Here is a 26699-nt window from a genome sequence, read left to right on the forward strand (position 1 = left end):
ACCGATGTAATTGCAGATGCACTTGCACCGACGGACGGCTGACGAGGATATTAGCCCTCGGAGGAAGTCCGGCCCAGTCCCGAAATCCCCCTCGCGGAGATGTTGATGACCACTCATCCGGCAGTGACCGTGCACCACGCCCTCCGGGACGAAGCGTGTGACGACGCCTGGTGGATGCCCGCCCCGGACGACTTCGCCGCGTGCGCCCTGAGCGGCTCCGCCCGCACCGTGGCGGAGGCCCGCCGGTTCACCCGGGTGACGCTCGAAGGCTGGGAACTGTGTGCCGGCGTCGCCGAGGACGCGGCGCTGGTCGTGTCCGAACTCGTCAGCAATGCGCTGCGCTACGGCGCCCGGGCCGCGGGGGAGTCCGGGCGCCGTGAGGGCTTGGCACCTTTGTGCCAGGCCTGGCTCGCCCTGACTCGGCAGGGTGCCACGGTGCTGTGTGCGGTCTCGGACGCGGGCGCCGGTGCGCCCGTCGTCCGGCCGCACGACACCCTTGCCGAGTCAGGGCGCGGTCTGCAGATCGTCGACCGGCTGAGCGACGCCTGGGGCTGGACGCCACCGGACCGGTCCGGGAAGACGGTCTGGGCGACGGTGTCGGAGCGCGGCTGAGGCAGCCTCGCACCGCTACGACGCGGCCCCGCCCCATGGTCGGGGCGGGGCGCGGGTGTGGTGCGGGCGGTCGCTCAGGCCGGCGGGGGAGCGTCCCCCAGGCCGAACGCCGTCAGCAGCCGCTCGGCCGCCAGCGTCGCGGTGAGCTCGCCGTCGCGCACCGCGCGTTCGACCTCGGGGCCCAGCCGGCGCACCTCCGGGTGCTCCTGGAGCCGGTCGATCATCCGCTCCCGGACCATCGACCACGTCCAGTCGACCTGCTGGGTGCGGCGCCGCTCGGCCAGCGCCCCGGTGGATTCCAGCAGGACGCGATGCTGCTCGACCCGCTCCCAGAGCGCCTTCAGACCGGTGCCCTCGCGGGCGCTGCAGGTCAGGACGGGCGGTGTCCAGGCGGCGTCCGCGGGCTGCAACAGCCGTAGCGCACCGGCCAGTTCACGGGCCGCGGACCGGGCGTCCCGCTCGTGCGGGCCGTCGGCCTTGTTGACGGAGACCAGATCGGCCAGCTCCAGTACGCCCTTCTTGATGCCCTGGAGCTGGTCGCCGGTGCGCGCCAGGGTCAGCAGCAGGAAGGTGTCGACCATGTTCGCGACGGTGGTCTCGGACTGGCCGACGCCGACCGTCTCCACCAGGACGACGTCGTAGCCCGCCGCCTCCATCACCACGATGGACTCGCGGGTGGCCCGGGCCACTCCGCCCAGCGTGCCGGAGGTGGGGGAGGGCCGGACGAACGCCGCCGGGTCGGTCGCCAGCCGCTCCATCCGGGTCTTGTCGCCCAGGATGGAGCCGCCGGTACGGCTGGAGGACGGGTCCACGGCCAGCACCGCCACCCGGTGGCCCATCCCCGTCAGCAGGGTGCCGAGGGCGTCGATGAAGGTCGACTTGCCGACGCCCGGCACTCCGCTGATGCCCACTCTGCGGGCCGCACCGGAGTACGGCAGCAGCTCGATCAGCAGCCGCTGGGCGGCCGCCCGGTGGTCGGGGCGGGTGGACTCGACCAGGGTGACGGCGCGGGCGATCCAGGCCCTGGACCCCGCGCGGACCCCCTCGGCGTACCGTTCGACATCGATCCTCGCCGGCATGTCCCCCCGCTCACAGCTCGTGGCCGAGGACCGCTGCCAGGTCCCGCACCAGATCGTGGGCGGCCTCCGGAATGACCGTGCCGGGCAGGAAGACCGCGGCGGCGCCCATGTCGCGCAGCGGCTGCACGTCCTGCGGCGGGATCACGCCGCCCACCACGATGGTGATGTCCTCCCGGTCCTCCGCGGCCAGTGCCTCGCGCAGCGCGGGCACCAGCGTGAGATGGCCGGCCGCCAGGGAGGAGACGCCGACGATATGGACGTCCGCCTCCACGGCCTGGCGGGCCACCTCGGCCGGGGTCTGGAAGAGGGGACCGACATCGACGTCGAAGCCCAGGTCGGCAAAGGCCGTGGCGATCACCTTCTGGCCGCGGTCATGGCCGTCCTGGCCCATCTTGGCCACCAGGATGCGCGGCCGGCGGCCCTCGGCGCGCTCGAATTCGGCTACCAGCGACCGGGTGCGCTCGACACCGGAGGAGGGGCCCGCTTCGTCTCGGTACACACCGGAGATCGTACGGATCTGGCCGGAGTGCCGCCCGTAGACCGACTCCAGTGCGTCCGAGATCTCACCGACGGTCGCCATGGCCCGGGCCGCGTCCACCGCCAGCGCCAGCAGATTGCCCTCCAGCCCCTCGCCGGGACCGGACTTGGCCGCCGCGGTCAGCGCCCGCAGCGCCTCCTGGCAGGCCTGCTCGTCGCGCTCGGCACGCAGCCGCTTGAGCTTCTCGATCTGCTGGGCCCGCACCGAGGAGTTGTCGACCTTGAGGACCTCGATCTCCTCGTCGGTCTCCACCCGGTACTTGTTGACGCCGATCAGCGCCTGCCGCCCCGAGTCGATCCGCGCCTGGGTCCGGGCCGCGGCCTCTTCCACCCGCAGCTTCGGGATGCCCGCGTCGATGGCCTTGGCCATCCCGCCGGCCTCCTCGACCTCCTCGATGTGCTGCCAGGCGCGCCGGGCCAGATCGTGGGTGAGCTTCTCGACGTAGGCGCTGCCGCCCCACGGGTCGATGACCCGGCAGGTGCCCGACTCCTGCTGAAGGAACAGCTGGGTATTGCGGGCGATCCGGGCGGAGAAGTCGGTGGGCAGCGCCAGCGCCTCGTCGAGGGCGTTGGTGTGCAGGGACTGGGTGTGGCCCTGGGTGGCGGCCATCGCCTCCACGCAGGTACGGGTGACGTTGTTGAACACGTCCTGCGCGGTCAGCGACCAGCCAGAGGTCTGCGAATGGGTGCGCAGGGAGAGGGACTTGGGGTTCTTCGGGTCGAAGCGCTGCACCAGGCGCGCCCACAGCAGCCGGGCCGCGCGGAGCTTGGCGATCTCCATGAAGAAGTTCATGCCGATCGCCCAGAAGAAGGAGAGGCGCGGGGCGAAGGAGTCCACGTCCATCCCGGCCGCCAGGCCCGCGCGCAGGTACTCGACACCGTCGGCCAGCGTGTACGCCAGCTCCAGGTCGGCCGTCGCACCCGCCTCCTGGATGTGATAGCCGGAGATCGAGATGGAGTTGTAGCGCGGCATCTTCTGCGAGGTGTACGCGAAGATGTCGGAGATGATCCGCATCGAGGGCTGCGGCGGATAGATGTAGGTGTTGCGGACCATGAACTCCTTGAGGATGTCGTTCTGAATGGTCCCGGCCAGCTTCTCGGGCGGTACGCCCTGTTCCTCCGCCGCCACGATGTACAGCGCCAGCACGGGCAGCACCGCGCCGTTCATCGTCATCGACACGGTCATCTTGTCCAGCGGGATGCCCTCGAAGAGCTGCCGCATGTCGTAGATCGAGTCGATCGCGACGCCCGCCATCCCGACGTCACCGGTGACCCGCGGGTGATCGCTGTCGTAACCGCGGTGCGTCGGCAGGTCGAAGGCGACCGACAGGCCCTTCTGGCCGGCCGCGAGGTTGCGGCGGTAGAAGGCGTTGGACTCCTCGGCGGTGGAGAAGCCGGCGTACTGCCGGATGGTCCAGGGCTGGTTGACGTACATCGTCGGGTACGGGCCGCGCAGATACGGCGTGATCCCCGGGTACGTCCCCAGGAAGTCCAGTCCGTCGAGGTCCGCCTCCGTGTAGAGCGGCTTGACGTCGATGCCCTCCGGCGTCTCCCACGTCAGGTCCGCCACGCCCTTGCCGGTGGCCTGCTCGACGGCCTCGGTCCACCGCGCGCCGTCGCCCGCGCCGTGTGCCGCGTCCGGTTCCCCCAGCTCGACCGTGCTGAAGTCGGGGATGGCGCCGGCCTGTTGCGTCGTCTCTGTCATCACGCCACCTCCGTGACATCAAGGGCCGAGGACAGCACCTCGACCGCGTCGCAGCCGGCGAAGACGAAGGAGTCCACACCGGCCGCGGTGAATTCTTCGCGGCGCTCGCCCGGCTTGCCGGCCAGATGCACCCGCACCGCGCCCGCCGACTTCAGCGCGGCCGCCACGGCCGCCGCCTGCTCGCCGTACACCGCGTCGCTCGCACACAGACAGGCGGTCCGCGCGCCGCTGCGGGCGAACGCCTCGGCCACCGACTCCGCATCCACCGGCCCGTCTTCCTGGACCGTCTCGATGCCGCCCGCCTGGAACAGATTGGCGGCGAAGGCCAGCCGCGCGGTGTGTGCCGCCACCGGGCCCAGCGCGGCCAGAAAGACCTTCGGGCGGGCGCCGCTCGCCGCGAGATGGGCGTCGGAACGCGACCGCAGCCGCTCGTACGCGTCGTCCCGGCGCACCCGCGGCAGCCCTCCGCCGATCGGCGCGGGCGCCGGCTCGCGGTGCACCGGGGGCTCGGCGAGATGGGGGAACTCGCTGACGCCGGTGATCGGTTCACGCCGGCGGGCGAGGTCGTCGGTGCGGCGCTGCCAGGTCTCGGCCAGCCTGCCGGCGATCATCCCGGAGCGCAGCGCCGCCGCCTGGCCGCCCGCGCCCTCGATCTCCTGGAACCACGCCCAGGCGGCGCGGGCCAGCTCGTCGGTGAGGCTCTCCACGTACCAGGAGCCGCCCGCCGGGTCGATGACCTTCGACAGGTGCGACTCCTCCAGCAGCACGGACTGGGTGTTCCGGGCGATCCGCCGGGCGAACGCGTCGGGCAGGCCCAGCGCGGCGTCGAACGGCAGCACCGTCACCGCCTCCGCACCGCCCACCCCGGCGGACAGCCCGGCGACCGTGGTGCGCAGCATGTTCACCCAGGGGTCACGACGGGTCATCATCACCGTGGAGGTGACGGCGTGCTGGCGCTGCGCGGCCGCGGCGGGCGAGGCCCCGCACACCTCGGCGACCCGCGCCCACAGCCGGCGCGCCGCGCGCAGCTTGGCGATGGTCAGGAACTGGTCCGCGGTGGCGGCATAGCGGAACTCCAGCTGCCGGCAGGCGTCGTCGATGCCGAGCCCGGCTCCCGTCAGCTGCCGCAGATAGGCGACGCCGGTGGCCAGTGAGGCGCCCAGTTCCTCGGCGGCCGAGCCGCCCGCCTCGTGGTACGGCAGCGCGTCGACGGCCAGCGCCCGCAGGCCCGGCGCCTCGGCAGTGCAGCGCTCGGCCAGCCGGGCGGCGGACTCCAGCTGGAGGCGCAGCTTGGCGTCGTCACCGGTCCGGGCCAGCAGTCCGAGCGGGTCGGCGCCCAGGCAGCCGGCAGCCTCGCCGAGCGGTGCGCCGGACACGGTGTACAGCCGCAGCAACTCCTCGGCGGCCGCCGCGAAATCGGCACCCGCGTCCAGCACTACCGCGGCCAGGTCCAGATAGACGCCCTGCAGCGCCTGCTCCAGACCGGACACCGGCACCCCGCCGTCCCCGACGGTCAGCCAGACCGAGGTGACACCGTTCTCCAGGTCGGCCAGGACCGACGCGTTGGCCTGTCGCGGATCGGTGTGGACATGGCGCTGGCGTACGTCCCACCCGGCCACGGTGGTGCCCTCGGGCCGTCCGGCCCGTACGAACGGCGGGAAGCCCGGGTGGCCCGGGGCGGCCGCACCGTCCTCGGCGGTGTAGAGCGGGCGGATGCGGATGCCGTCCTGGAGGTCGGTGGCGAGCGCGTCCTCGGCGGCGGCGCCGGACGCCTCGGTGACGCCCGATTTGCGCAGCACACCTTCGACGAGGCGCTGCCACTGCTCTCGGTCGGCATCCGGGAAGGCGGCGGCCAGGGGGAGTTCGGGGGACTCGGCGGTCATGGCAGCAGGCTAGGCGAACGACCGTTAGCTGGAGCAGGGTCTCCGGCTGTGACGTTGCCCTCGTTGACCATTAGTGGTTCTCCCTGTTTTTGCGCGAGAACGGGCAGGTGGGACGGGTCGCCCGTATCGTGCCCCGTCGTGCTTTCCGGTACCGGACGCGCCTGCCCCGGCGCATGCGCCCGGTTCACTACGGTGGGCGCGGCACCCCCTGAGGAACAGGGACCTCTCCCGAGGAGCGCGATGTTCCAGGCGCCGCCGATCCGCACCGCAACCGTCGTCGGAGCGCTGCTGCTCACCGCCGGGCTCGCGTGGCTGCCGGCGCGGGACGCCGACCCCGGCCCCCGCCCGCACTGCACCGGACACCGGATCGCCTCCTGGTCCCCAGATTTCCGGCATACCGCGGATTTCGCCCGTTACGGAAACGACAACAGCCGGCTGGACGACTGGACCGGCGGCGACGGCACCCACTCGGTGCGCCTCCCCGACGGCCGCACCCTCTGGCTGTTCTCCGATACCTTCCTCGACCGGATCCACGAACCGCCCGGCCCGCACGGGCAAGGCCACCACTGGCGCACCTCCGGCACCGGCGCCGCGCCCCTCCTGCGGCACAACTCCGCCGTGGTGATGTCCCGTTCGGGCCGGCCGGAGCGCACCCTGACCGGCGGTGGGGCGGCCGCTCCCGGGCCGTTCTTCCCCGACCCGCCGGGCGGCGGGCTGCGCTGGCCGGTCGCTGCGCGCGTGGAGCCCCGGGCGCCCGGCGCCACCGGGAAGGTCGTCCGCGTCCTGCTGTGGAACCGCGCCCCCGGTACCGGGCCGTGGATCTTCGGCGAGCCGCGCGGCACCGAGGCCGCCACGCTCTCGCTCCCCGGACTGCGTCTGGAGGGGATCACACGGACCGTGGACCAGACCGCCGTCCCGGATCCGGGACGGCGGGTCCTCTACGGCACGGCGGCGGTCCGCGACGGCGGCTGGACCTACGTCTTCGGCGGCGACGACCCGCCGTCCGCACCGGCCTCCAGCGCCTTCCTCGCGCGCGCAGCGACCGGGCGGCTGGCCGACCGCGGCAGCTGGCGGTTCTGGGACGGCGCCCGCTGGCAGCGGCGGGCCGGACGGGCCCGGCCGGTGCTGCGGGGCGGCGGCCGGCGCGGTGTCGGCAGCGCCTTCACCGTCGTGCGCGACGGTCCGGCCTGGGTGCTGTTCACCATGGACACCGGCGGCGACGGCACGGCCGGGCTGCGGGCGGTCACCAGCTACTGGTCCTGCGCGCCGCAGGGCCCCTGGCACGGTCCGCGCGGCCGTCTCATCCCGCCCCGTCCGCCCGCCGCCGACCCGCGGTACGTCGCCGTCTACAACCCGCAGGCACACCCCGCCTTCACCACGCGCGGCGGGTTGCTGCTCAGCTACGACATCAACTGGCTCGGCCCGCCCGGCGTCCCGCCCGGCCCCCGGATCAATGGCGAGGTGGAGCTGTACCGGCCGCGGTTCCTGCGGGTACGGATGGCGCCGGACGCGCCGTGAGGACGGCCCGGATGCGTCGTGACGACGGCCCGGATGCGTCGTGACGACGGCTCGGCTCGGCGTGCGCCGGCCGTCGTGGATCCCTCGGCTGCTGGCGTCAACTCCCGTGTTCCCGGCGCCAGATGAGGGCGGCCTCGTCGATGTCGAACGGGACGAGGTTCAGCGGCGGGCCGTCGAGGGGCGCCCGGAGCGCCGCGCGGATCCGCTCGTTGATCTCGGACAGGATGCGGCGCAGTGCCGCCTCGCTGGGCGCCGCGGCCGCGGCCTTCCGGGCGTCCTCGGCCTCCTTGCGCAGGACCAGGCTCGGCGGCAGACAGGAGAGGTGCTCGCGGCTCATCTTCTCCTTGATCCACCACATCTCGTCGTACGGCTGGTCGAGGTGGGGGAGGGGCTTGCCGGCCCCCGTGAGCCCGTCGAAGGCGCCGCGCTCGGCCGCCTCGCGGATCTGCCGGTCGACCCAGGTCTCGAAGCTGACACCAGGGGGTTTGCGCTCGGTCATGATCTGCGTCTCCCGAGGATTCCGGCGCCGGCCGGTCCGCTCCGTCCGGCGTGCGGGGAAGGCGGATGCCTGTCTTCACCGTAACGCGGCGCCACCGCCGTACGGGCGGTCCGCGAGCCGGAGGGCTCCCGCCGCCCGGACGTGGGCGAGCCGGGCCCGGCGGGCGGTCCGCGGCGGTTCAGCCCGCCGGGCCCGAGGTCCCGTCCGCCGGGCCGGTGCCGCTCGCGTCGGGGCCGGACCGCTGGGTGCCGGACGGGCTTGTGTCTTGAGTGCCCGCGCTCGTGTCTTGAGTGCCGGACGGGCTCGGCTCGACGACCGGGGAGGCGTTGTTGCCGCCGCACACCATGGGGCCGACGCGGACGGACTTGCTGGCGAGGGTCACCGGCACCCGGTCCGGCGGCTTGTTCCCGGGCACCCGGGCATTGGCCGCGGTGCACACCAGCTGGTTGAGCGAGGCGGAGTCCAGCAGCTTGACGTCCATCGGCAGGTTGATCACCACGCTGCCGTCGTGGGCGTCGGCGGTCAGCCGACCGGGGAACTTCAGCATGCTGGACAGACCGCGCATCCGCTCGGCGTGATTCGGCCCCATCCGCAGCAGATCGATTGCCTGCTGCGGATCGGCCGGTGACTTCGCCGGGCGGGTCGCGGAGCGCAGCCCGTTGGGGCCGTAGAAGAACAGCAGGACATCGGCCTCGGGCTGGCCCGGCGACTTCACACCGGAGGCGGGCTCGCCGGCGTCGATGACATCGGTGGGCGCGATACCGCAGCCGGCCAGCGCACCGCCCAGGACACCGGCGAGCACGGCCCCCGGCAGGTACCACCGGGCACGCAGCGCACGCAGGACGTTCCGGACGGACGGGGTGTTCATACGTGGTGCGCCTTCCCGGCCGCGGGACGTGCGCCGTCCCGGTCGTCGTCCACGGCCGGCTCCGCGGCCGCCCATTCCTCGTCCGGCGGACCGGAGCCTTCCTCGTCGGCCGTCCCGCCCGCCTCCTCCTGGCGCAGCGGCAGCTCTACGGTGAACACTGCACCCCCCTCGGGGGAATTGGCGGCGTGCAGGGTGCCGCCGTGCAGCCGGATGTTCTCCTGGGCGATGGCCAGCCCCAGGCCGCTGCCCTCCGAGCGGGCACGGGCGGAGTCCGCCTTGTAGAAGCGGTCGAAGACATGCGGCAGCACCTCGGGGTCGATGCCGGGGCCGCTGTCGGAGATCTCGATCCGCAGCCGGTCGGCGCCCGGCTGCGGGGCGTGCAGCAGCACCCGGACCGGCTCGCCGCCGTGCCGCAGGGCGTTGCCGACCAGATTGGCGACCACCACATCGAGCCGCCGAGGATCGAGCCGGGCCCGTACGTCCGCCGGCAGCTCCGCGGTCACCCGCTGCTGCCAGGCCCTGGCCTGCAGCGTCTTGCGGATCGCCTCGGCGACGTCCACCTCGTCCAGATGGAGTGCCGCGGCTCCCGCGTCGAACCGTGACACCTCCATGAGGTCCTCCACCATCCGTGCCAGCTTTCCGGTCTCCTGGCTGATCAGCCGGACCGCGGAGGCGGTGTCGGGGTCGAGGGACTCGGCGTCCTCGTCGAGGACATCGGTCACCGCGGTCATCGCCGCCAGCGGTGTCCGCAGCTCGTGCGAGACATCGGCCGCGAACCGCCGGGAGTTGGACTCCAGACGGCGCAGCTCGGCCATGCTCTCCTCCAGCCGGGCCGCCATGTCGTTGAACGTCCGGGACAGCTCGGCGAGTTCGTCGGCGCCCTTGACCTCCAGGCGGGTGTCCAGCTTGCCCTCGGCGATCCGCCCGGCGGCCTGCCGCAGGCCGCGGACCGGCCGCAGCACCCCGCGCGCGGCGAGCAGCGCCAGGACCACGGTCAGTACGAGCACCGGCACCACGCCCCGCTGCGCGGCGCTCACCAGCGCCTCGACGTTGGACTCCTCGGCGCTCAGCGGCAGTTGGGCGTAGACGGACAGCGCGGACGCCCGGCCGTCGGACTGCCGTACCGGCATCCCGATCAGCAGCCGGGGAGCCCCGTGGCGGCTCACCCGCTGGAAGGCCGGCACATGCCGCTTCTCCACGGACTCCTTGAGACCGGTCGGTACCGTGAAGCCGCCCTGCAGACTGGCTTCGGTGTCGCGCACCCCGCGGTAGTGCACCGAGATGTCCCAGTCCCGTGACGTGCCCGAGCGCTCCAGCTGGAGCCGGAAGTAGTCCAGGTCGGCCGCGGACGGCGGGACCGGCAGCTCGGGGGCCAGCGAATTGACCTGCGCACGCAGATCGTTGACGGCCGTGTCCTGGGAGCGCTGGAGGATGGCGTTACGGGCCTCCTGGTAGGTCAGCAGCGCGGTGGTCAGCGCACTGAGGACAGCCACCACCAGAAAACCGACGACGAGGCGGGCCCGCAGACCCCGCAGCAGCGTGCCGGTCGGTACCCGGCTGCCCGCGCGCTTCACAGTGGACCGAAGCGGTAACCGAAGCCGCGCACGGTCTGGACGTAACGCGGGCTGCGCGGGGTGTCCTCTATTTTCGTCCGCAGCCGCATGACACAGGCGTCCACCAGCCGCGCGTCGCCGTTGTAGCTGTGCTCCCACACCTGCTCCAGCAACTGCTGGCGACTGAAGACCTGCCCCGGGGTGGCGGACAGGAACAGCAGCAGCTTCATCTCCGAGGGGGCCAGCGCCAGATCCTTGCCGGCCTTGCCCACGACCAGACCGGCCCGGTCTATGGCCAGTTCGCCATAGGTCTCGACCGGGGCGGGGCCCGGATCGGCGGCGGCCGGCGCGTCGTCGGAGGGAAGTGCGGTACGGCGCAGCACCGCACGGATGCGTGCTTCGAGGACCTCACCGCGGGCCGGCTTGACGATGTAGTCGTCGGCCCCCGCCTCCAGTCCGAGCACCACGTCCAGATCGTCGCCCCGCGCGGTGAGCATGATGATCGGCAGCTGCCGCTCGGCCCGGATCAGCCGGCAGATCTGGAAGCCGTCCTTGCCAGGGAGCATCAGGTCCAGCAGCACGATGTCCGGACGGAAGACCGGCAGCACGTCGAGGCCTTCCTCGCCGCTGGCCGCGGCCGCCACTTCGTGGCCGCGCCGCCGTAGCGCGAGGGACACCCCGTCCCGTACGGCGGAGTCGTCCTCGATGAGAAGTACACGTGGCATGGGTCCAGTATCAATAAGTTTCATGATGGATCCGTAACAGGAGCAGCCTCCCCGGCCCCCGGTGCATCTGACGTAGTGCGAGGCGGCGTGCACAGCATCCCCCGCCGACCGCTACGGACACGCGCACGGTGATTGAGAGAACGGGATCGGACATGGCGAGGCGCTTCGGAGTTGAGAGCGGCATCATCGGAGTGACCGCGGCGGCGGTGGTATCGGTCGTGGTCGCGGGGGCACTTGCCTTCTCCAATGTCGGAGGCCCCTCCAAGGCAGAGGCGGAGGGCGTCGGCCAGCAGAAGGCGAAGCGGGCGGCGGCCCCGGTCGACTCCTCCATAGCGCACGCCTCGGACCGCCCCGGCCGCAGCCTGAACATCACCATCGACGACGGCCCCGACCCGGTGTGGACGCCGAAGGTACTTGAGGTGCTGAAGCGGTACAACGTCAAAGCGGTCTTCTGCATGATCGGCCCGCAGGCCGAGGCGCACCCGGACCTGGTCAAGAAGGTGGCGGCCGCGGGGCACAAGCTCTGCGACCACACCGTCAGCCACAACACCGGTATGGGCAGCAAGCCGGAGAGCTACCAGTCGCAGCAGATACTCGACGCCCAGAAGATGATCGAAAAGGCGGCGGGCGGTACGCAGGTCGAGTACTACCGCGCCCCCGGCGGTGCCTTCACCCCCTACAGCCGCAAGCTGGCCGCGGACCACGGCATGCGCCCGCTGGGCTGGAACGTCGACAGCAAGGACTTCGAGGGCGGCTCCGTCTCGACGATCGAGTCGACCGTGCGCGGCGAACTCTCCAACGGTCCGACGGTCCTGTTCCACGACGGCGGCGGCAACCGCTCCCGGACCGTCGACTCCCTGAACCGGCTGCTGCCGTGGATGCAGAGCCAGGGCTACGGCTTCGGCTTTCCCAAGCGCTGAGAGGCAGGCAGACGGGCAGGCACGGCAGCCGCAGCAGCACCGACGACGGATCGGGGCCGGACACCTCAGGGTGCCGGCTCCGGTCCGTCTTTGGTGCTGAGGGAGCCGCCGGTTGCGGTGGAGGGGCTGGGCGGAGTCGACGGATGTGGCCGACGGATGGGGGCGTTGGGCAGGGTCGTTGGACAGGGCCGTTGGGCTGGGTCGTTCGACAAGGCCTTTGGGCAGGGCCGTTGGACACGGGCGTTGGACGGTCCCTGGGCGGGACCTCACGTGACCGCAGGCCGGACGCTCCCGTGATCCCGCCTCCTGGCCCTCGCGGCCCACCCGGCTCCTTCCGGGCCACCGCCTCTCACGTCCCGGGCGCCGCTGCCTCACGCCGCGCCGAACAGCTCCGCGAGGTCGCGCTCCATGCCGAGGAACGCCGGCTCGCTGCCCGCGGGCACGGCCCGGTAGGAGCGGGCGAGGAACCGCCGGACATCCGCGGTCTGCAACTGGACCATGGCGATGCCCTCGTCCGAATGGAACTCCATCACCGTCCGGTCCGGACCGGACGGCCGTACCCGCACATCGCCCCGGCCCGCAGGCCTCCGCAGCCCCTCGTCCAGCAGCTCACGGGCGAACGCCCAGTCCACCCCGGTGCCCTCCAGCGAGATCTCCGGCGGGAACAACATCCGCACCGCCAGCGGGTCCGCGGCGTGGTAGTGCAGCACTGCGGGCGCGGCGTGGGTGGAGGGAGCGGTGGCGATGAGGCGGACCTGGACGGCTTGGTCGATGACGCGGTGCACGCGCTGCTCCCTCACGGCTGTCGGATCACGGGCAATGGCTCATCCAGTAGGACGGTGTGCCCGCTCCCGTAGTGCACGCGACAGGTGTGTGAGGTATCTCATACAGGCGGCCAATTGACCGGCGGTCCGGTTCCGGGGGGGCGGGGCGCCGTCCGATGGGCGGGCCGCCGCCTGCGGCGGATGAACTGTCCCGGTGGGCCCGGGCCCGGGCCCGTCCAGCCCCGGCCCACCGGACGCCCCGTCCTGAGGGGCGCCCACCGGACGCCCCTCAGGACGATCGCTGTTCCGGAAGGTGCTGCCCCGGTTCCCCGGGGTGCACCAAGAACTCCTCCAGGATCCCCGGGGCCGCCGCCGCGGCGAAGCCGGCGGCCTCGGTGGCCGCGAGGTCCGGGATGCGATACCCGTCCTCGCCGGCCGCGACCGCGGCGGTGAGGGCGACGAGGCCGGCCCGGCGGGTGAAGGGCGAGGTCGTGAACGTCCAAGCGGCGATGGCCTCGCGCTGGAGGGCGAGGGTGTCACGGCTGAAGGTGCCCGAGCGGGCGACCAGATACGGGCCGTCCACGCCGTGTCCCAGGTTGCGGTACGCGTCCCGGGCCAGCCACCACACCAGCGCCGTGGTGAGCACCGCGTAGATCCAGGCGCAGTGCAGCAGGACGGGCGTGAACGCCGCACCGAGACCGGCGAGGACGGCGGTGCCGGGCAGCACCGCGAACAGCAGACCACGTACCCGGCGCCGACGCAGGGCAACGCGGGGGTGCGGCGCCAGCGCGACCGGTGCACCGCTGCCGGGGAACGGCGCCCGCAGGGTGCCGCCCGCCACCCGGAGCGCCTCCGTGCGGGGCGCCGGCGGCAGCAGGCCGCTGCGCTTGCGGTTCTCCTCCCGGTTGCCCAGACCGCCGGCCACCGCCCGCACCATCGCCCCGCCACCGGCCCGCAGCAGCAGCGGTTCGCGCAGCAACACCCCGCGCAGCCGGGCCCGTTCGAGGGTGACGGCGCGCGTGGTGAACAGCCCGCGGCGCACCCGCAGCGTGCGGGCGTCGGTCCACTCCAGGCAGTAGTTCCACCAGTTCTCGACGTACAGCACCACGGCGCCGACCGAACCGAGGGCGAGGACGGCCAGCAGGACCGCCGGGACCGTCAGCCAGAGGGCGCCGGCGCCGAGTTCGGTGAACGCCTGCTGGACGAAGCCGAGTTTCCAGGGCTCGATGCCGATGCCGTCCAGCACCCGGTAGGCCGATCCGGCCACCACGAACACCCCGCCGATGACCCAGAAGGTGAGCGGCGCGTACCGCAGCCAGCGCCAGTTGATGCGCGCCACCACCGGATCGTTCGTGGCCGCCTCGGCATCCGCGTACGCCAGCAGCTCCGCGCGCAGCCGTTCCGCTTCGGGCACCGCGAGCGCCTCCAGCGACAGCTCCTTGCTGCCGTCCCCCGAGCCCGCCGTGCCCGCCCGCAGCACGGTGACCCCCAGCAGCCGGTGCAGCGGCGAGGCCGTCAGATCGACCGTGCGGATCCGGTGCAGCGGCACACTGCGCAGCCGCCGGGTCAGCAGCCCGCTGCGGACATCGAAGGTGAGGGCGGCGCTCCCGCGGCCACTGCCGGCGGCTCCGCCCTCCGACCCGTCGCCACGGCTCCCGGGTGCGATCCGGAACTCCGTACGGGCCCAGCGGATCAGGCCGATCGTGGTCACCACGGCGAACGACGCGGCGAGGGCGGCGAGGGTGAACCAGGCCTTGGCGGGGATCCGGCCTCCGGTGGCCAGCGCCGTCAGTGCCAGCGAACCCAGCGGGGCGGCCAGCCAGCCGCAGTGCACCAGAAGGGTGCGCGGATCCAGCCGCCGCCACTCCGCCGCCCCGCCGGCGGGCGCGCCGGCTCCCTGGGACGCATGGTCTGCGCCGACCTGCGTTCCAGGTGCTTCGCCGGCCTGAATTCCGGGTGTCTCGGGGTCCAGTGGGGCGCTCATGCCGCATCACCCGGCACGTCCTGCGCGGCCTCGCCGATCCGCCGGGACAGCTCCTCGGCGTCCGCGTCGGACAGCCCCGCGATCTTGATGTCACCCGCGGTCGAGGCGGTGGTGACGGTCACCGTTGCCAGGCCGTACCGCCGCTGAAGGGGGCCGCGCACGGTGTCCACCGTCTGCACCCGGCTCAGCGGCGCGATCCGCCGCTTCTGCCAGAACCAGCCGCCCGCCGCGTAGACCGCCCGCTCGCCCAGCTCCCATGCGTGCACCGCGTACCGCCACCGCGGCATGACGACGAGATAGCTCACGGCCGGCACCACGAGCACGACCAGCAGCAACGGCCCCAGCCACGGCAGCGCGCCGGGGAAGAAGAGGAGGGACAGCACCGCCATGGTGAGCGCGAGGAGCAGCATCGGGCCGCTGAGGGTCAGCAGCGCCTGAAGCGTCCACCAGCGGCGGGCCCGGGGATCGACGCGGTGGCGGGGTGGACGCAGCAGCGCGGTGGCGTGCTCGGGCATGAAGGTCACCGGTTTCCAAGTCAAGCGTATGGAGTGGCGGTACGTTATAACGGTACAAGCGACTTGTAAAAACGCTCCGGGCTCCCCGAGCTGAAGCCCTGCCCGCGGGGCGCGCAGCGAAGTGCCGGACGAGGGAGGTCAGCCGTGCCCAAGAAGGTGGACCATGAAGCCAGGCGCCAGGAGATCTCCGAGGCGCTGTGGCGGCTCGCGAGCACCCGCGGACTTGACGGCGTGAGCCTGCGCGACGTCGCCGCCGAGGCCGGCATCTCGCTCGGCCGGCTGCAGCACTACTTCCGTTCCAAGGACGAGATGCTGCTCTTCGCCCTCCAGCGCATCAACCGGCTCGCGGGGGAGCGGATCCGCGCACGCATCGAGGCGCTGCCCGAGGAGCCGACGCCCCGCGAGGTGCTGCGCGCCTGCTTGTCGGGCATGCTGCCGCTGGACGAGAAGAGCCGGGTCGGGGTGCTGGTCGGCGCCGCCTACTTCGCCCGTGCCGTGTATGACGAGCCCCTGCGCGCCGAGGCCAAGGACGGCATCCCCCAGCTCCGCGCCTTGTTCGCCCACCAACTGCGGCGGGCCGCGGAGCGCGGCGAACTCCCCCCGGAACGCGCCACCGAGGACGAGGCGATGCTGCTGATCAGCCTGGTCGACGGGCTGTCCACCTATGTCCTGCTCGATGTGCACGACCCCCGCACCGCACTGCGGCTGCTGGACCTGCATCTGGCGCATCTCTTCGGGACCGAGGGGGGTGAGGACGCGCCCGCGTCGTCCGGCGCCGGGGCCGGGGCTGGGGCCAGGTCCGGAGCCAGGTCGGGGGCTGAGGTCGAGTCCGGGGCTGAGGCCGGGTCCGGGGCTGAGGCCGGGCCCGGGGTTGGGTCCGACGCGGCGGCCACTTCCGACGAGAGGTCGGAGCCGCCATCGCGCCCGGGGGAGGATGCGGCGAAGGCGGCGGGCCGGGCCTGACCGGGCCGGTCGGCGAGGTGGTGACGTGGCGATGTGCTGCTGCGGTGCTGCGGTGGCGACGCGGTGCTGCGGTGCCCGGCGGCCGCGCCAGGACGTTCTGTGCCGCTGTCCGGACGCGCTGGTGGTCGACGCATCCGGCCGCGGTGGCGGTTTACGCCTCCGGCCGCGTGGCGGTCTACGCTTCGCGCAACAGCGCGGCGAGATCGGCCTCGACGTCCAGGTGGCCTGCCTCGTCGCCCTTGGCGACGATCGCGTACGACCGGGTCAGAAAGGTCCGCAGCTCCTGCGCCTCGAACTGCACCACGGCCATGCCGCCGACGGCATGGAACTCCACGACCACCGCATCGGAGTCGTACGGCCAGATCTGCACATCGCCCGCCCCGGCCGGCGCGCACAGGCCCTCCTCCAGCAGGTCCCGCCCGAACGTCCAGGCCACTTCGGCCCCGTCCAGCGACGCCGCGGGCGGAAAGACCAAGCGCACCGCGAACGGGTCGGCACGGTCGTATCGCAGGTTTGCCGGAATCACCTGCGACCGGGGAGCAGTCGCGATGAGACGGGCCTGAACGGCTTGGTCGATGACGCTGGACATCGCCGGCTCCCTTGCATTCGTTGCGGACACTTGCGGCTTTGGTCACTAGGACGCACGGGATATCGCGGTAGTGCATTGGATTCCTGCGTGACATGCATCACGGGCCTTCGAATGTACGTATTTGCCCTCTTTGCTGGGCGTTCGGAGGCCCAATCGGCCGCCGGGGGCTCGGCCTGACGTCACATCACGTGCCGGTGGCGGTGGCTGTCTGGGCGACAATCCAGGCTTCCGCGCCGAGCAGGCAGGCCAGCGCCAGTGCAATGCCCGACGCCGAGAGCCATCGATGCCCAGCCCGCCGGCACAACCGGCAGCGACCCGCGCACCGATCGACAGCAGCGGTGACCTCGGAGTGAGCCTGACAAGCACCGCCCGCACCCCGTGCGGATGTCCGGGCGCGGGCCGACGCAACAAAGAGAAAGAAGGGCGACGAGGGGACGAGACAGTGACGCCAAGGAAGCGACAATGGCCGGGTGCCAGCCGCCAAGAAGAAGACGACGACCGCGAACGCGTCCCCCGAGCGTCGCCGCGAACTGCTCAACACCGCGGCGGAGGTCTTCGCCGCGCACGGCTACAACGCCACCACCGTCCGCCGTATCGCGGACGAGGCCGGGATGCTCGCCGGCAGTCTCTACTACCACTTCGATTCAAAGGAATCGATGCTGGACGAAATCCTGTCCAGCTTCCTGACCGAGTTGTGGGACGGCTATGACGCCGTACTCGCCGCCGGGCTCGGACCCCGGGAGACCATCGAAGCCCTGGTCACCGAGTCCTTCCGGGAAATCGACCGGCATCGTGCGGCCGTCGCCATCTACCAGAAGGAATCCAGGCACCTCGCCGCCCAGCCCCGCTTCGGCTATCTCACCGACTCCCAGCGGAAGTTCGAAAAGGCCTGGCTCGGCACCCTGGAGCGAGGCGTGGCCGGCGGAGTCTTCCGTGCCGACCTCGACATCCGGCTCACCTACCGCTTCGTCCGCGACACCGTCTGGGTCGCGGCGAGCTGGTACAGGCCGGGCGGACAGCACAGCCCCGAGGAGATCGCCCGGCAGTACCTCTCGATGGTGCTGGACGGCATCGCCGTACGAGGGTGACCTCACCCCGGCAGGCGGCGGCGCTCTCCCCGCCCGCCGAGATCCCTCTGCTACCGGCGGCCGGTCAGCAGGGGGTGTTCTTCACGTACAGCGCTCGTGGCCCCTGGGTCGTGCCGTAGCGGACGTCCTTCGTCGCTCCCTTGGGGAGGCTGCCGTGAGGGTCGCGGTGATGCGGGACGACGATGGTGAAGCACGAGGTCCGCTTGGTGCACAGATTCGTCAGGCGGACATAGCGCTGGCCGCCCTTGTTGAAGTACTTCCGGACCTTGACGCACTGCGGCGACCGGTCGGCGGCTGCCGCACTTGAAGCGGTGGTCAGCGTGACAGAGGCGCTGCACGCCACTATTGCCACCACTATGGCCAAGAATTTCCTCATGTGATCCCCCCGCTGGACAACTCGGTATTCCCCCGCGAAGCCCGTAGACGCTTCGCACGTTCATTCCCCATTGTCCACACTCACTCAGGGAAAATCAGCCCCGGGGGCCACACGGGGACACAAGCGCGACATGAGCGCGACCCTTTCGGAACCGGGCCGGGCCGCCGGGGTACGGCTCCTCAACCCGTCGCCCGAGGAACGCCCGGGGGTCCCGCTCGCCGGCTCATGGACTGTTACGGAGCAGGTCAGGCTCCTGTTATCGCCGCGGGGCCGGCGCCGACCTCCGATGCGCAACCGGGTCTGCCGCTCACCGTTGGGGAGATAGTTCAATGCGCGACGGGCCAGGTTGGTCACATTCTCCGGTATGCCTTGTCTGCGCCTTCCCCTGGCCCTGGCCCTGCCCCTAGCCCTGCCCCTTCCCCTGGCCTTGGCTCCTGCCCCCTCCCGCCCCCGCCCCGCCCCTCCCGCCTTGCCCGGACCAGCTCTGTCAGGACCCGCTCTGTCCAGACCTGCCGTGCCCGGCTCCACCGAGCACGGCAGGGCACTCCACTGCACGGCCTGCCCGGCCCGGCACTCCCCGGCGACCCTCCCGGCCTGGCACCCTGCGCAGACCGCCAGCCGTATCTCCACGCCGCCCTCCGGCGCGCTCTGTCCGTGGCAAGCACCGGCACCGTCGGCCCCGACCCCACATGCCTCGGGCCCCGGCTCTGCATCTCTCGCCCGGCCCCGTACGTCTCGGGCCCCGGCCCCGTAACTTTCGCTCAGCCCCCTATCTCTCGCTCAGCCCGGTACTCTCGCTCGGCCCTGCATGTCTCGCCAGGCCGCGAGCCAACGCCGCCGAAGGCCCGGAACGGTGCCCGCGATCCGGACCAGCCGAAGAGCCTGGCAGTGGGTCGGTGCGCCGCCGGATCATCGGCCGGGAGGTCACTCGCCCGCAGACGGGCGTGCCGTCACCACCCGCAGGCCCCGGTCCGCGAACTCACGGCGGGTTGCCTCCCTCGCTCCGCTGTCCGTGATGAAGGTGTCAAAGACATCCGCGTCGCCGACCCGGGCGAAGCAGCGCTCGCCGATCTTGGACGAGTCCGCGACGACCACGGCACGCCGGGCGCGCTCGGCCATGAGGCGGTTGACCCGGGCCTCGGCCTCGTCGTGCACCGTGGCGCCCATCATCGGGTCCATGCCATTGGCGCCGATGAAGGCGATGTCGATGGAGATCTGCTGAAGCACCAACTCGCTGAAGGGGCCAACCAGTTCGAACGACCGTGAATGCGCCACCCCACCCGTGAGCACAATCTTGATCTGTGGCCGCACGGCCAGCTCGTTCGCAATGTTGAGGGAGTTGGTGACAATCGTCAGATGCGGTTGTGGGCCCGCCTCCGCAAAGTCCGGACGGGTGGCGAGCACGCGGGCGATGGCCGTGGTCGTGGTGCCCCCGCTCAGTCCGACCACATCCCCCCGTTCGACCAGCTTCGCCGCTGCGTTGGCGACTGCCTCCTTCTCCGCCGAGCGGTGCGCGTGCTTGTAGCGGATCGGCAGGTCGTACGCCACGGAGCTGAGCACCGCGCCGCCCCGGGTACGGGTCAGCAACTGCTGCTCCGCCAGGGCGTCCATGTCGCGCCGCATCGTGGCGGCCGAGACCTCCAGCGCGGTCGCGGCCTCCTCGACGTCCACCCGGCCCCGGTCCCCGAGCAGCTCAAGCAGTGCGTTCATCCGTTCATGGCGCTTCATGGCGCGAGCCTAATTCGTTTCAGCAGGCCACGGTGGCGCGCGGTGGGCGCCGTCGTACTCCACTGGGCTCTCCTCCCTGTCGTTGCCCCGCCGGTGCTGCCGAGTCGTCTGCGTGATCATTCGCCGGGCGGGGCGGGGCGAGGCGTATGGATGGATGGCGTGCCGTGGCCACGCGCTGGGGGTGGGGCGGGTGGCCGGTCTGTCCGGCCGCCTCTGGCGGTCACGGGGGCGAGGCGGTGGTGATTGCTTGTCCTCCAAGCGGCTCTGCCGGGGTGAGCTGCCGAAGGGAAGGCCACTGCCTCTGCCGTCACCCCCGGGCCGGGGCCTGGGCTGCGTACTGGCCCGGGACCGCCGCCGGAGTGCCCAGGACGTCCAGGAGACGTGCCGCTTCCTCGGCCACTGCCGCCCGGGCCGGCTTGATGTACTTCCGCGAGTCGACGAGCGCCGGGTCGGCATCCAGCGTCTGCCGTATCGAGTGGGTGAAGACGGAGACCAGATGAGTGGAGATATTGATCTTCGTCATTCCGGCGGCGATGGCGCGGCGCAGTTCGTCGTCCGGCACCCCGGAGGAGCCGTGCAGAACCAGCGGCACCGGCAGGGTGGAGTGCAGCGCCGCGATGAGTTCCTTGTCGAGTACGGCCGTGCGTTCCTGCATCGCATGCGAGGAACCGACAGCCACGGCGAGGGCATCGACGCCCGTTGCGCGGACGAAGGCCAGGGCCTCATCCGGGTTGGTGCGCACCCCTGGTGCGTGGACCCCGTCCTTGCCGCCGATCTCGCCGAGTTCGGCCTCGACGTAGGCGCCGCGCTCATGGCACCAGGCCGTGAGTTCGGCGGTGGTGGCGACGTTCTGTTCATACGGGAGGGCGGAGGCGTCCACCATGACCGAGCCCACCCCGGCGGTGATGCCCTGCTGGACCAGCTCCGTGTCGGTGATGTGGTCGAGGTGTACCGCGATCCGGGCGGTGGACTCCTCAGCGAGGGCGAGGGTGGCACGTGTGAGGGGCCGCAGGCTGCCGTGATAGCGGATGCAGTTCTCACTGATCTGCAGGATCAAGGGGATGCCGGTGCGCTCGGCGGCGGTGACGAGTGCCTCGGCGGTCTCCAGATGGATGACGTTGAACGCCGCGGCACCGACCCGCGCCGCACGCGCGGCGTCGATGATCGATGAGGTCGGAACTAGGGGCATGGGACGCTGACTCCCTTGCGGGTGGGGCTGGTTGACGTGAGGCAGGCGGGTGAGGCGCGCGGAGAGGCGGGCGGCTACGAGGCGGCCGGCGCTTCGAGCATCACCGAACGGGTCAGGCTGCGCGGGTTGTCCGGATCCAGGCCGCGGGCGCGGGCCCGTTCCAGTGCCACCCGCTGGACCAGCACCAGGTCCGCCAGCGGATCGCGGGCATGGCGCACGAAGCGGGCACCGGTCCGCACCACATCGGCCTCCAGCCCGTCCGGAGCATGGCCGAACAGCCAGGTCACCCGGCCCGGTGCGGCTATCGCGATCGGACCGTGGCGGTACTCCATCGCGGGGTAGGACTCCGTCCAGCTCTGCGACGCCTCCCGCATCTTGAGCGCCGCCTCATTGGCCAGACCGAACGTCCAGCCCGTGCCGAGGAAGGAGAACTGCTCGGCGTCCACCCACTCCTTCTCCACCGGTGCGACCAGTGCCTCTTCCGCGTCGGTCACCGCCCGGGAGACGTCCTCGCCCAGATGCGCGCGCAGCAGCGTCAGCGCCGTCGTGGCGAAACGGGTCTGCACCACCGACTTCTCATCGGCGAACGGCAGCGCGACCGTCCGGTCGGAGAGGGTGACCGCCGGAGTCTCGGGATCGCCGATGATCGTCACCGTCGGGATGCGCCCCTTGACGGCATCGAGCACGCGCAGGACCTCGGTCGTGGTGCCGGACCGTGTAATGGCCACCACTGCGTCATAGCCGCGGTCGCTGCCGAGGAAGGCCTCGGAGGCGGCGAACGGATCCGTCACCCCCTGGCCGGCCGCCTCCCGCAGCGCCGCGTACGACTGCGCCATGAACCATGACGTTCCGCAGCCGATGACTGCCACCCGCTGTCCGGCCTCGGGCAGCGGACCGGCCGCCGCACCGAGCCGCGCGGCCTCCCGCCAGGTCTCCGGCTGACTGTGCAGCTCCTGTTCCATGTATGAGATCTCGCTCATGGCCACCCTCCCGTGACGTTCCTTGCACTGCGTAGAACTTGGTTGCACAAAACTGCAATATTCGGCTTCGTTGCAATCGACTGTACGCAGAAATCTCGCAGCGTTCCATCCCTCGAACGAGTGGGCGCACCAGAGGGGCGGGAAGGCTGCCGGCCTGATGTGGGCGCCTGATGTGGGCCTGATGGGCCAAGCGCGCACAGGACTGCGGCCTGCGATTGGTCGGATGGCCGGGCGGGGTGGATGCGGGGAGGAGGGGTGACAGGGAGGTGACGTGAAGGTGTTGACAGCTGCGTGAAAGGCGCCGAATACTCGCAAGATCAGTCACGCACGTTTCGTCATGCAGCAAGGCCCGCCCGCCGCACAAAGGACTTCCCGTGTCCACTGCCACGCTCTCCGCGACGCCCCCGCCGCCCTCACCCGAGACCGCACGCCGCACCGGCAGGCTGTTCGCACTCACCGGCGCCGTCGTCGGCGTCATCTACGGCTACGACACCGGCAGCATCTCCGGTGCCCTGGTGTTCCTGAGCAAGGACTTCCATCTCACCGAGGCTGAAAAAGGCCTGGTCAACAGCATCTTGGTGGGCGGCTCCATCGTGGGCGCCCTGATCGGCGGCAAGCTCGCCGACGCCCTGGGCCGCAAGGCCGCGATGCTGATCGTCGCCGGCTCCTACGCCGTGTTCGTCGCGCTCTCCGCCCTCGCGCCCGACGTCATCGTGCTGGACGTGGTCCGCTTCCTGCTCGGCGTCGCCATCGGCATCTCGATCGTCGCCGCCCCGCTCTATGTCGCCGAATCGACACCGGCACGTATCCGCGGAGCCTCCGTCGCCGCCTACCAAGTCGCCACGGTCGCGGGCATCGTCATCACATATTTCGTCAACTGGGGCCTGTCCGGCGGCGGTCACTGGCGGTGGATGCTCGGCCTCTCCGCGATCCCCGCCGCACTCGTCCTGATCCCGCTGCTCCGGCTGCCGGACACCCCACGCTGGTACGTCCTCAAGGGGCGCACGGAACGGGCCGTCGAGGTCATGGCGATGACCGACCCGGATGTCGATCCGCGGGCCGAGGTCGCCGCTGTGGGAGCGGCGCTCGCCGAGGAGAGCGGCGGCTCGGCGCGCTCCATGCTGCGCAAGCCGTATGCCCGTGCCGCACTCTTCGTCGTCGGCCTCGGGTTCTTCTGCCAGATCACCGGCATCAACGCCGTGACGTACTACAGCCCGCAGATCTTCGAGGAGATGGGCTTCACCGGCAACGGCCAGAACTTCCTGCTGCCGTCCTTCGTCCAGCTCGCCTCGCTGGCCGCGACGGTGCTCGCCATCCTCATCATCGACCGGCTCGGACGCCGGCTGGTGCTGCTCAGCGGCATCGGCACGATGGCCGTGATGCTCGCCGTCCTGACCGCGGTCTTCGGCACGGGCGAGCTGCACGGTGCCATGACCTGGGTGGGTTTCGCGGCCATTCTGCTGTTCACCGCCGCCTTCAACTTCGGCTTCGGCTCACTGATCTGGGTCTATGCGAGCGAGGCGTTCCCCGCCCAGCTGCGCTCGACGGGGGCGTCGGTCATGCTCACGGCCGACCTGGTGGCCAACCTCCTGATCGCCCAGTTCTTCCCCTCGCTGATGGCATGGGCGGGCGCCGCCCGGACGTTCGCCGGGCTCGGCGTCCTCGCGCTCGCCGCCCTGGTCTTCGCTTTCGTCACCGCGCCCGAGACCAAGGGGCGCCAACTGGAAGAGATCCAGGACTACTGGCGCAATGGGGGACGCTGGCCCGCACCACTTGCACCGGGCTCCGCGAGCCCCGACCCGCACCGCGATGCGGCGCTGCCTCCGACCACGACTGCGTAGAGGGGGGATGGCGGGGTCCCTGGAGTCCCGGTGCTCCCCGCCTGCCGCGGCACGGTGCAGCTGTGCAGCTGCCTGCTCACCGCGGGGTTGCCGTTTCAGGACGGCAGTTGCTCCCGGTACTGCTCCAGCGCGGGCGCCGTCGTCGTCGCCACGAACTCGGTGACCCGGTACTCACACACGCCGGCGAGGACGAAGGGGTCCTCGGCCACGATCCGCTCGACGGTCGCACGGTCCGGCCCGGCAGCGAGAATGACGCCGCCGTCGCGCGGCACCTTGCGGCCGGCGGCGAGGAAATGCCCCGCGGCGTACCCCCTCTTCAGCCACTCCACGTGGTCCTCAAGGGCCTCGTCGACGCGTGCGAGGGGTGCGGTATAGGTCAATTCCAGTACGAACATGGCTGCAATATAGAGGAGGTGCCGGGCGCGGCCGCTGCCTCTCCCGGTAGGGGACGTTCCGCCCCGGGCGGGCCACCCCTGGCTCGCCGTCGGCTCGGTGCCGCGGGCCCATCGGGATCCGCCCGCGAGCCGATCCGCCCGCTCCGGGCTCGCTCAGCGGTTCGGTAGCGTGGTGGCCACCATGGACACTCCCGGAACGCTCTCCTGCGACGACGAACTGCGGCACTGGCCCACCGACGAAACCCAGGCGCGCGCGGTGCAGGACCGGTTGCGGCCCCGTGTGCGGCTCGATGAAACAGGGCCGGAGCCGGGGTTCGACGGCACCGTGGTCGGCGTGGACGTGGCCTACGACGACGCACGCGATGTCGTCGCCGCGGCCGCCGTCGCGCTGGACGCCCGTACGCTCGCCGTCGTCGACGAAGCCACCGCTGTCGGGCAGGTCTCCTTTCCGTACGTCCCGGGACTGCTCGCCTTCCGTGAGATTCCCACCGTGCTCGACGCGCTCGCCCGCCTCGCCCGCGTTCCTGACCTCGTGGTCTGCGACGGCTACGGGCTGGCGCACCCGCGACGCTTCGGGCTGGCCAGCCATCTGGGGGTGCTGACGGGGCTGCCCACCATCGGTGTGGCCAAGAACCCCTTCACGTTCCGGTACGCACCCCCCGGGCCCGACCGCGGCGCCACCTCCCCGCTGCTGGACGGCGCCGAGGAGGTGGGCCGTGCGCTGCGTACCCAAAAGGGCGTCAAGCCGGTCTTCGTCTCCGTGGGGCACCGCGTCGACCTCGACCGGGCCTGTGCGCATACGCTCCGCCTGGCGGCCCGCTACCGCCTTCCGGAGACGACGCGCGCCGCCGACGCGCTGTGCCGGAAGGCGCTCGCGGCCGCCTGAGGTGGACCGGCGAGGGATCCGCGCTACTCCTGGACGACGCGGAACGTGATGCCCGCCTCCTGGAGGCGAGCGGTGAGCGCATCCCCCATGGCGACCGCGGTCGTCACCTGGCCCGCGGTCTCCGGCAGATCGTCGAAGGCCAGGCTGAGCGCCGACTCGGCAAGCATCTTCGCCGTCTCGTCGTAGCCGGGGTCGCCGCCCGCGACCTCGGTGACCAGGCGCCTGCCGCCGGCGGAGGCGACGAAGCGCACCTTGAACCAGCTGCGCGCACGGCGTTCGGGGCCCGGCCCGTCGCCCGGCTCCAGGCGCCCCGACAACCAGCGCCGTGCGGGCGGCACCTGGGCGAGCGCACACAGGGCCCCCGCTCCCAGCGCACCGCCGACGGCGATCGGCAGCCGCTGTACGCCCGCGTAGTGGCGATAGCGGAAATCGGGTCCGTAGCGCTCCAGCGCGGCGGCCGAGCGCGCGACGATCTGCGCGTCGACGGTGGGCAACGGCACACCCCAGGTCCGGGTTTCGCGGCTCTTGAGGGGCGGGCCGAGGGGCGCGCGCACCGTGCGGCCGGCCGGTCGCGGTGCGGCCCGCTGCCGTTCGCGGGCGGCCCGCGCCATGGCGACCGGGCGCGAGGCGGCGGTCAGCACGGAGGCCAGCGTGCCTCCGGAGAACGTGGCATTGCTCCGGACGAATCCGTCGATCCGCACGGGGACGCCTTCGGGGAGGAGCCCGACCGTGAAGAGCACGCCCAGATCGTGCGGGACGGAGTCGAAGCCGCCGGCATGGACGAGGCGGGCGCCCGTGGCGCGGGCGGTCGCGTGGTGCCGGAGGTACATCCGGTCGATGAACTCCGACTCCCCGGACAGATCGACATAGTCGGTGCCGGCCGCGGCGCACGCGGCCACCAGCGGCTCACCGTGGAGCACATAGGGGCCGACGGTCGTTACCAGTACCCGGGTGTCGGCGGCCAGCGCGCGCAGCGAGTCCGCGTCGCCGCTGTCGGCCCGCAGCAGCGGCAGCTCGGCACAGGCCGGGTCGATCTTCGCCAGCCGGTCGCGCAGCTGCTCCAGTTTCGCGGTGTTGCGCCCGGCCAGGGCCCAGCGGCAGTCCTTGGGGGCGTGTTCCGCGAGGTATTCGGCCGTGAGCGCGCCGGCGAAACCGGTCGCGCCGTAGAGGACGAGGTCATGGGCCCGTCCAGTGGTGTCCTGCCGTCGCATCTGCGTCCTCTCCAGCACCCGCGTGATCTGAAGTCCGGACCCTAGGCAGTCACCGTCGCCCCGTCAACGCCCGTTTGTGGCAACTCCCTTGGGCGTCCGAGGAACGGCGCGGAGCGCGGCGTGCAGTCTTGACAGTGCGTCGGCACGGGGCCAGATTCACGGAGAGCACCATGACGTAGGACGTCCGATGTCGGGTACGCCGCTCGTTGCTCTCACCCGTCTCACCTGTCTCTCCCTTCGTACGCCGGCGGTGAGCGGGCGGATGTTCCGGGGGCCAGTCGTCGCGCGGGA

At 71.8% G+C, this 26699-nt stretch carries 24 protein-coding genes; 7 read left to right on the forward strand and 17 right to left on the reverse strand.

Annotated elements, in window-relative coordinates; all coding sequences use genetic code 11:
• The first annotated feature begins 105 nt into the window (after positions 1 to 105).
• Entirely contained in the window at positions 106 to 612 is a 507-nt protein-coding gene (locus tag EST54_RS04285) for an ATP-binding protein (RefSeq protein ID WP_129245156.1), read from the forward strand.
• Between the two features lie 74 nt (positions 613 to 686).
• Here EST54_RS04285 and meaB read toward each other — a convergent pair whose 3' ends face one another.
• The 3 genes from meaB to EST54_RS04300 are packed head-to-tail and all read right to left on the reverse strand — an operon-like array spanning position 687 to position 5816.
• Positions 687 to 1691 carry a methylmalonyl Co-A mutase-associated GTPase MeaB gene (gene meaB, locus EST54_RS04290; protein WP_129245158.1) on the reverse strand — a complete coding sequence of 335 codons (1005 nt, stop codon included), beginning with the start codon at positions 1689 to 1691 and terminating at the stop codon, positions 687 to 689.
• 10 nt (positions 1692 to 1701) lie between these two features.
• A complete protein-coding gene (gene scpA, locus EST54_RS04295; RefSeq protein WP_129245160.1) occupies positions 1702 to 3933 on the reverse strand; it encodes a methylmalonyl-CoA mutase in 2232 nt (743 codons plus the stop codon).
• Positions 3933 to 5816, reverse strand: a complete 1884-nt coding sequence (locus EST54_RS04300) for a methylmalonyl-CoA mutase subunit beta (RefSeq protein WP_129245162.1) — start codon at positions 5814 to 5816, stop codon at positions 3933 to 3935. Before EST54_RS04300 ends, scpA begins: the two co-directional genes overlap by 1 nt.
• A 240-nt stretch (positions 5817 to 6056) precedes the next feature.
• On the opposite strand from EST54_RS04300, the gene EST54_RS04305 reads away from it, so the two are divergent.
• Positions 6057 to 7334, forward strand: coding sequence for a DUF4185 domain-containing protein (locus EST54_RS04305; protein WP_129245164.1), 1278 nt, complete (start codon positions 6057 to 6059; stop codon positions 7332 to 7334).
• Between the two features lie 97 nt (positions 7335 to 7431).
• Here EST54_RS04305 and EST54_RS04310 read toward each other — a convergent pair whose 3' ends face one another.
• The 4 genes from EST54_RS04310 to EST54_RS04325 form a co-directional block, all read right to left on the reverse strand.
• Positions 7432 to 7833, reverse strand: a complete 402-nt coding sequence (locus tag EST54_RS04310; RefSeq protein WP_129245166.1) for a DnaJ family domain-containing protein — start codon at positions 7831 to 7833, stop codon at positions 7432 to 7434.
• A gap of 178 nt (positions 7834 to 8011) precedes the next feature.
• The gene (locus EST54_RS04315; protein WP_129245168.1) at positions 8012 to 8701 is read right to left on the reverse strand and encodes a hypothetical protein; all 690 of its coding nucleotides are present in this window, start codon (positions 8699 to 8701) and stop codon (positions 8012 to 8014) included.
• Entirely contained in the window at positions 8698 to 10275 is a 1578-nt protein-coding gene (locus tag EST54_RS04320) for a sensor histidine kinase (protein WP_129245170.1), read from the reverse strand. Before EST54_RS04320 ends, EST54_RS04315 begins: the two co-directional genes overlap by 4 nt.
• Complete coding sequence (locus tag EST54_RS04325; RefSeq protein WP_129245172.1) at positions 10272 to 10979, reverse strand: response regulator transcription factor; 708 nt, start codon at positions 10977 to 10979, stop codon at positions 10272 to 10274. The genes EST54_RS04320 and EST54_RS04325 overlap by 4 nt, the downstream gene beginning before the upstream one ends.
• Positions 10980 to 11131: 152 nt before the next feature.
• Here EST54_RS04325 and EST54_RS04330 point away from each other — a divergent pair, with 152 nt between their 5' ends.
• Positions 11132 to 11899 carry a polysaccharide deacetylase family protein gene (locus EST54_RS04330; RefSeq protein ID WP_129245174.1) on the forward strand — a complete coding sequence of 256 codons (768 nt, stop codon included), beginning with the start codon at positions 11132 to 11134 and terminating at the stop codon, positions 11897 to 11899.
• 371 nt (positions 11900 to 12270) lie between these two features.
• Here EST54_RS04330 and EST54_RS04335 read toward each other — a convergent pair whose 3' ends face one another.
• The 3 genes from EST54_RS04335 to EST54_RS04345 all read right to left on the reverse strand — a co-directional run bounded on the left by EST54_RS04335 (position 12271) and on the right by EST54_RS04345 (position 15162).
• The gene (locus EST54_RS04335; RefSeq protein WP_129245239.1) at positions 12271 to 12684 is read right to left on the reverse strand and encodes a spore wall synthesis regulator SsgD; all 414 of its coding nucleotides are present in this window, start codon (positions 12682 to 12684) and stop codon (positions 12271 to 12273) included.
• 268 nt (positions 12685 to 12952) lie between these two features.
• Entirely contained in the window at positions 12953 to 14647 is a 1695-nt protein-coding gene (locus tag EST54_RS04340) for a PH domain-containing protein (RefSeq protein WP_129245177.1), read from the reverse strand.
• Entirely contained in the window at positions 14644 to 15162 is a 519-nt protein-coding gene (locus EST54_RS04345) for a PH domain-containing protein (protein WP_129245241.1), read from the reverse strand. The genes EST54_RS04340 and EST54_RS04345 overlap by 4 nt, the downstream gene beginning before the upstream one ends.
• Before the next feature lie 144 nt (positions 15163 to 15306).
• Here EST54_RS04345 and EST54_RS04350 point away from each other — a divergent pair, with 144 nt between their 5' ends.
• Complete coding sequence (locus tag EST54_RS04350; RefSeq protein WP_129245178.1) at positions 15307 to 16125, forward strand: TetR/AcrR family transcriptional regulator; 819 nt, start codon at positions 15307 to 15309, stop codon at positions 16123 to 16125.
• A gap of 175 nt (positions 16126 to 16300) precedes the next feature.
• Here the strand turns inward: EST54_RS04350 and EST54_RS04355 are convergent, their stop codons facing one another.
• Entirely contained in the window at positions 16301 to 16714 is a 414-nt protein-coding gene (locus EST54_RS04355) for a spore wall synthesis regulator SsgD (RefSeq protein WP_129245181.1), read from the reverse strand.
• A 470-nt stretch (positions 16715 to 17184) separates the two neighbouring features.
• On the opposite strand from EST54_RS04355, the gene EST54_RS04360 reads away from it, so the two are divergent.
• On the forward strand, positions 17185 to 17802 hold the full coding sequence (locus tag EST54_RS04360; protein ID WP_129245183.1) for a TetR/AcrR family transcriptional regulator: 618 nt from the start codon (positions 17185 to 17187) through the stop codon (positions 17800 to 17802).
• 64 nt (positions 17803 to 17866) lie between these two features.
• Here EST54_RS04360 and EST54_RS04365 read toward each other — a convergent pair whose 3' ends face one another.
• From EST54_RS04365 to EST54_RS04380, 4 genes are all read right to left on the reverse strand, one after another.
• Positions 17867 to 18178, reverse strand: coding sequence for a hypothetical protein (locus EST54_RS04365; protein ID WP_129245184.1), 312 nt, complete (start codon positions 18176 to 18178; stop codon positions 17867 to 17869).
• A gap of 924 nt (positions 18179 to 19102) precedes the next feature.
• Positions 19103 to 19906 (reverse strand): DeoR/GlpR family DNA-binding transcription regulator, encoded by an 804-nt coding sequence (locus tag EST54_RS04370; protein ID WP_129245186.1) that lies wholly within the window; start codon positions 19904 to 19906, stop codon positions 19103 to 19105.
• A gap of 307 nt (positions 19907 to 20213) precedes the next feature.
• The gene (locus tag EST54_RS04375; RefSeq protein ID WP_129245188.1) at positions 20214 to 21095 is read right to left on the reverse strand and encodes a class II fructose-bisphosphate aldolase; all 882 of its coding nucleotides are present in this window, start codon (positions 21093 to 21095) and stop codon (positions 20214 to 20216) included.
• A 74-nt stretch (positions 21096 to 21169) separates the two neighbouring features.
• On the reverse strand, positions 21170 to 22075 hold the full coding sequence (locus EST54_RS04380) for an SIS domain-containing protein (RefSeq protein ID WP_129245189.1): 906 nt from the start codon (positions 22073 to 22075) through the stop codon (positions 21170 to 21172).
• 374 nt (positions 22076 to 22449) lie between these two features.
• Between EST54_RS04380 and EST54_RS04385 the strand changes: the two genes are divergently transcribed.
• Positions 22450 to 23916 (forward strand): sugar porter family MFS transporter, encoded by a 1467-nt coding sequence (locus EST54_RS04385; protein WP_129245190.1) that lies wholly within the window; start codon positions 22450 to 22452, stop codon positions 23914 to 23916.
• Positions 23917 to 24011: 95 nt separating this feature from the next.
• Here EST54_RS04385 and EST54_RS04390 read toward each other — a convergent pair whose 3' ends face one another.
• Entirely contained in the window at positions 24012 to 24311 is a 300-nt protein-coding gene (locus tag EST54_RS04390; RefSeq protein ID WP_129245192.1) for a YciI family protein, read from the reverse strand.
• Between the two features lie 181 nt (positions 24312 to 24492).
• Between EST54_RS04390 and EST54_RS04395 the strand changes: the two genes are divergently transcribed.
• Positions 24493 to 25197 (forward strand): endonuclease V, encoded by a 705-nt coding sequence (locus EST54_RS04395; protein WP_129245193.1) that lies wholly within the window; start codon positions 24493 to 24495, stop codon positions 25195 to 25197.
• A gap of 23 nt (positions 25198 to 25220) precedes the next feature.
• Here EST54_RS04395 and EST54_RS04400 read toward each other — a convergent pair whose 3' ends face one another.
• Entirely contained in the window at positions 25221 to 26408 is a 1188-nt protein-coding gene (locus EST54_RS04400) for a saccharopine dehydrogenase family protein (protein ID WP_129245195.1), read from the reverse strand.
• Between the last annotated feature and the right edge of the window lie 291 nt (positions 26409 to 26699).

The sequence above is a fragment of the Streptomyces sioyaensis genome (genome assembly GCF_004122735.1).
GTDB classification, from domain to species: Bacteria; Actinomycetota; Actinomycetes; order Streptomycetales; family Streptomycetaceae; genus Streptomyces; species Streptomyces sioyaensis.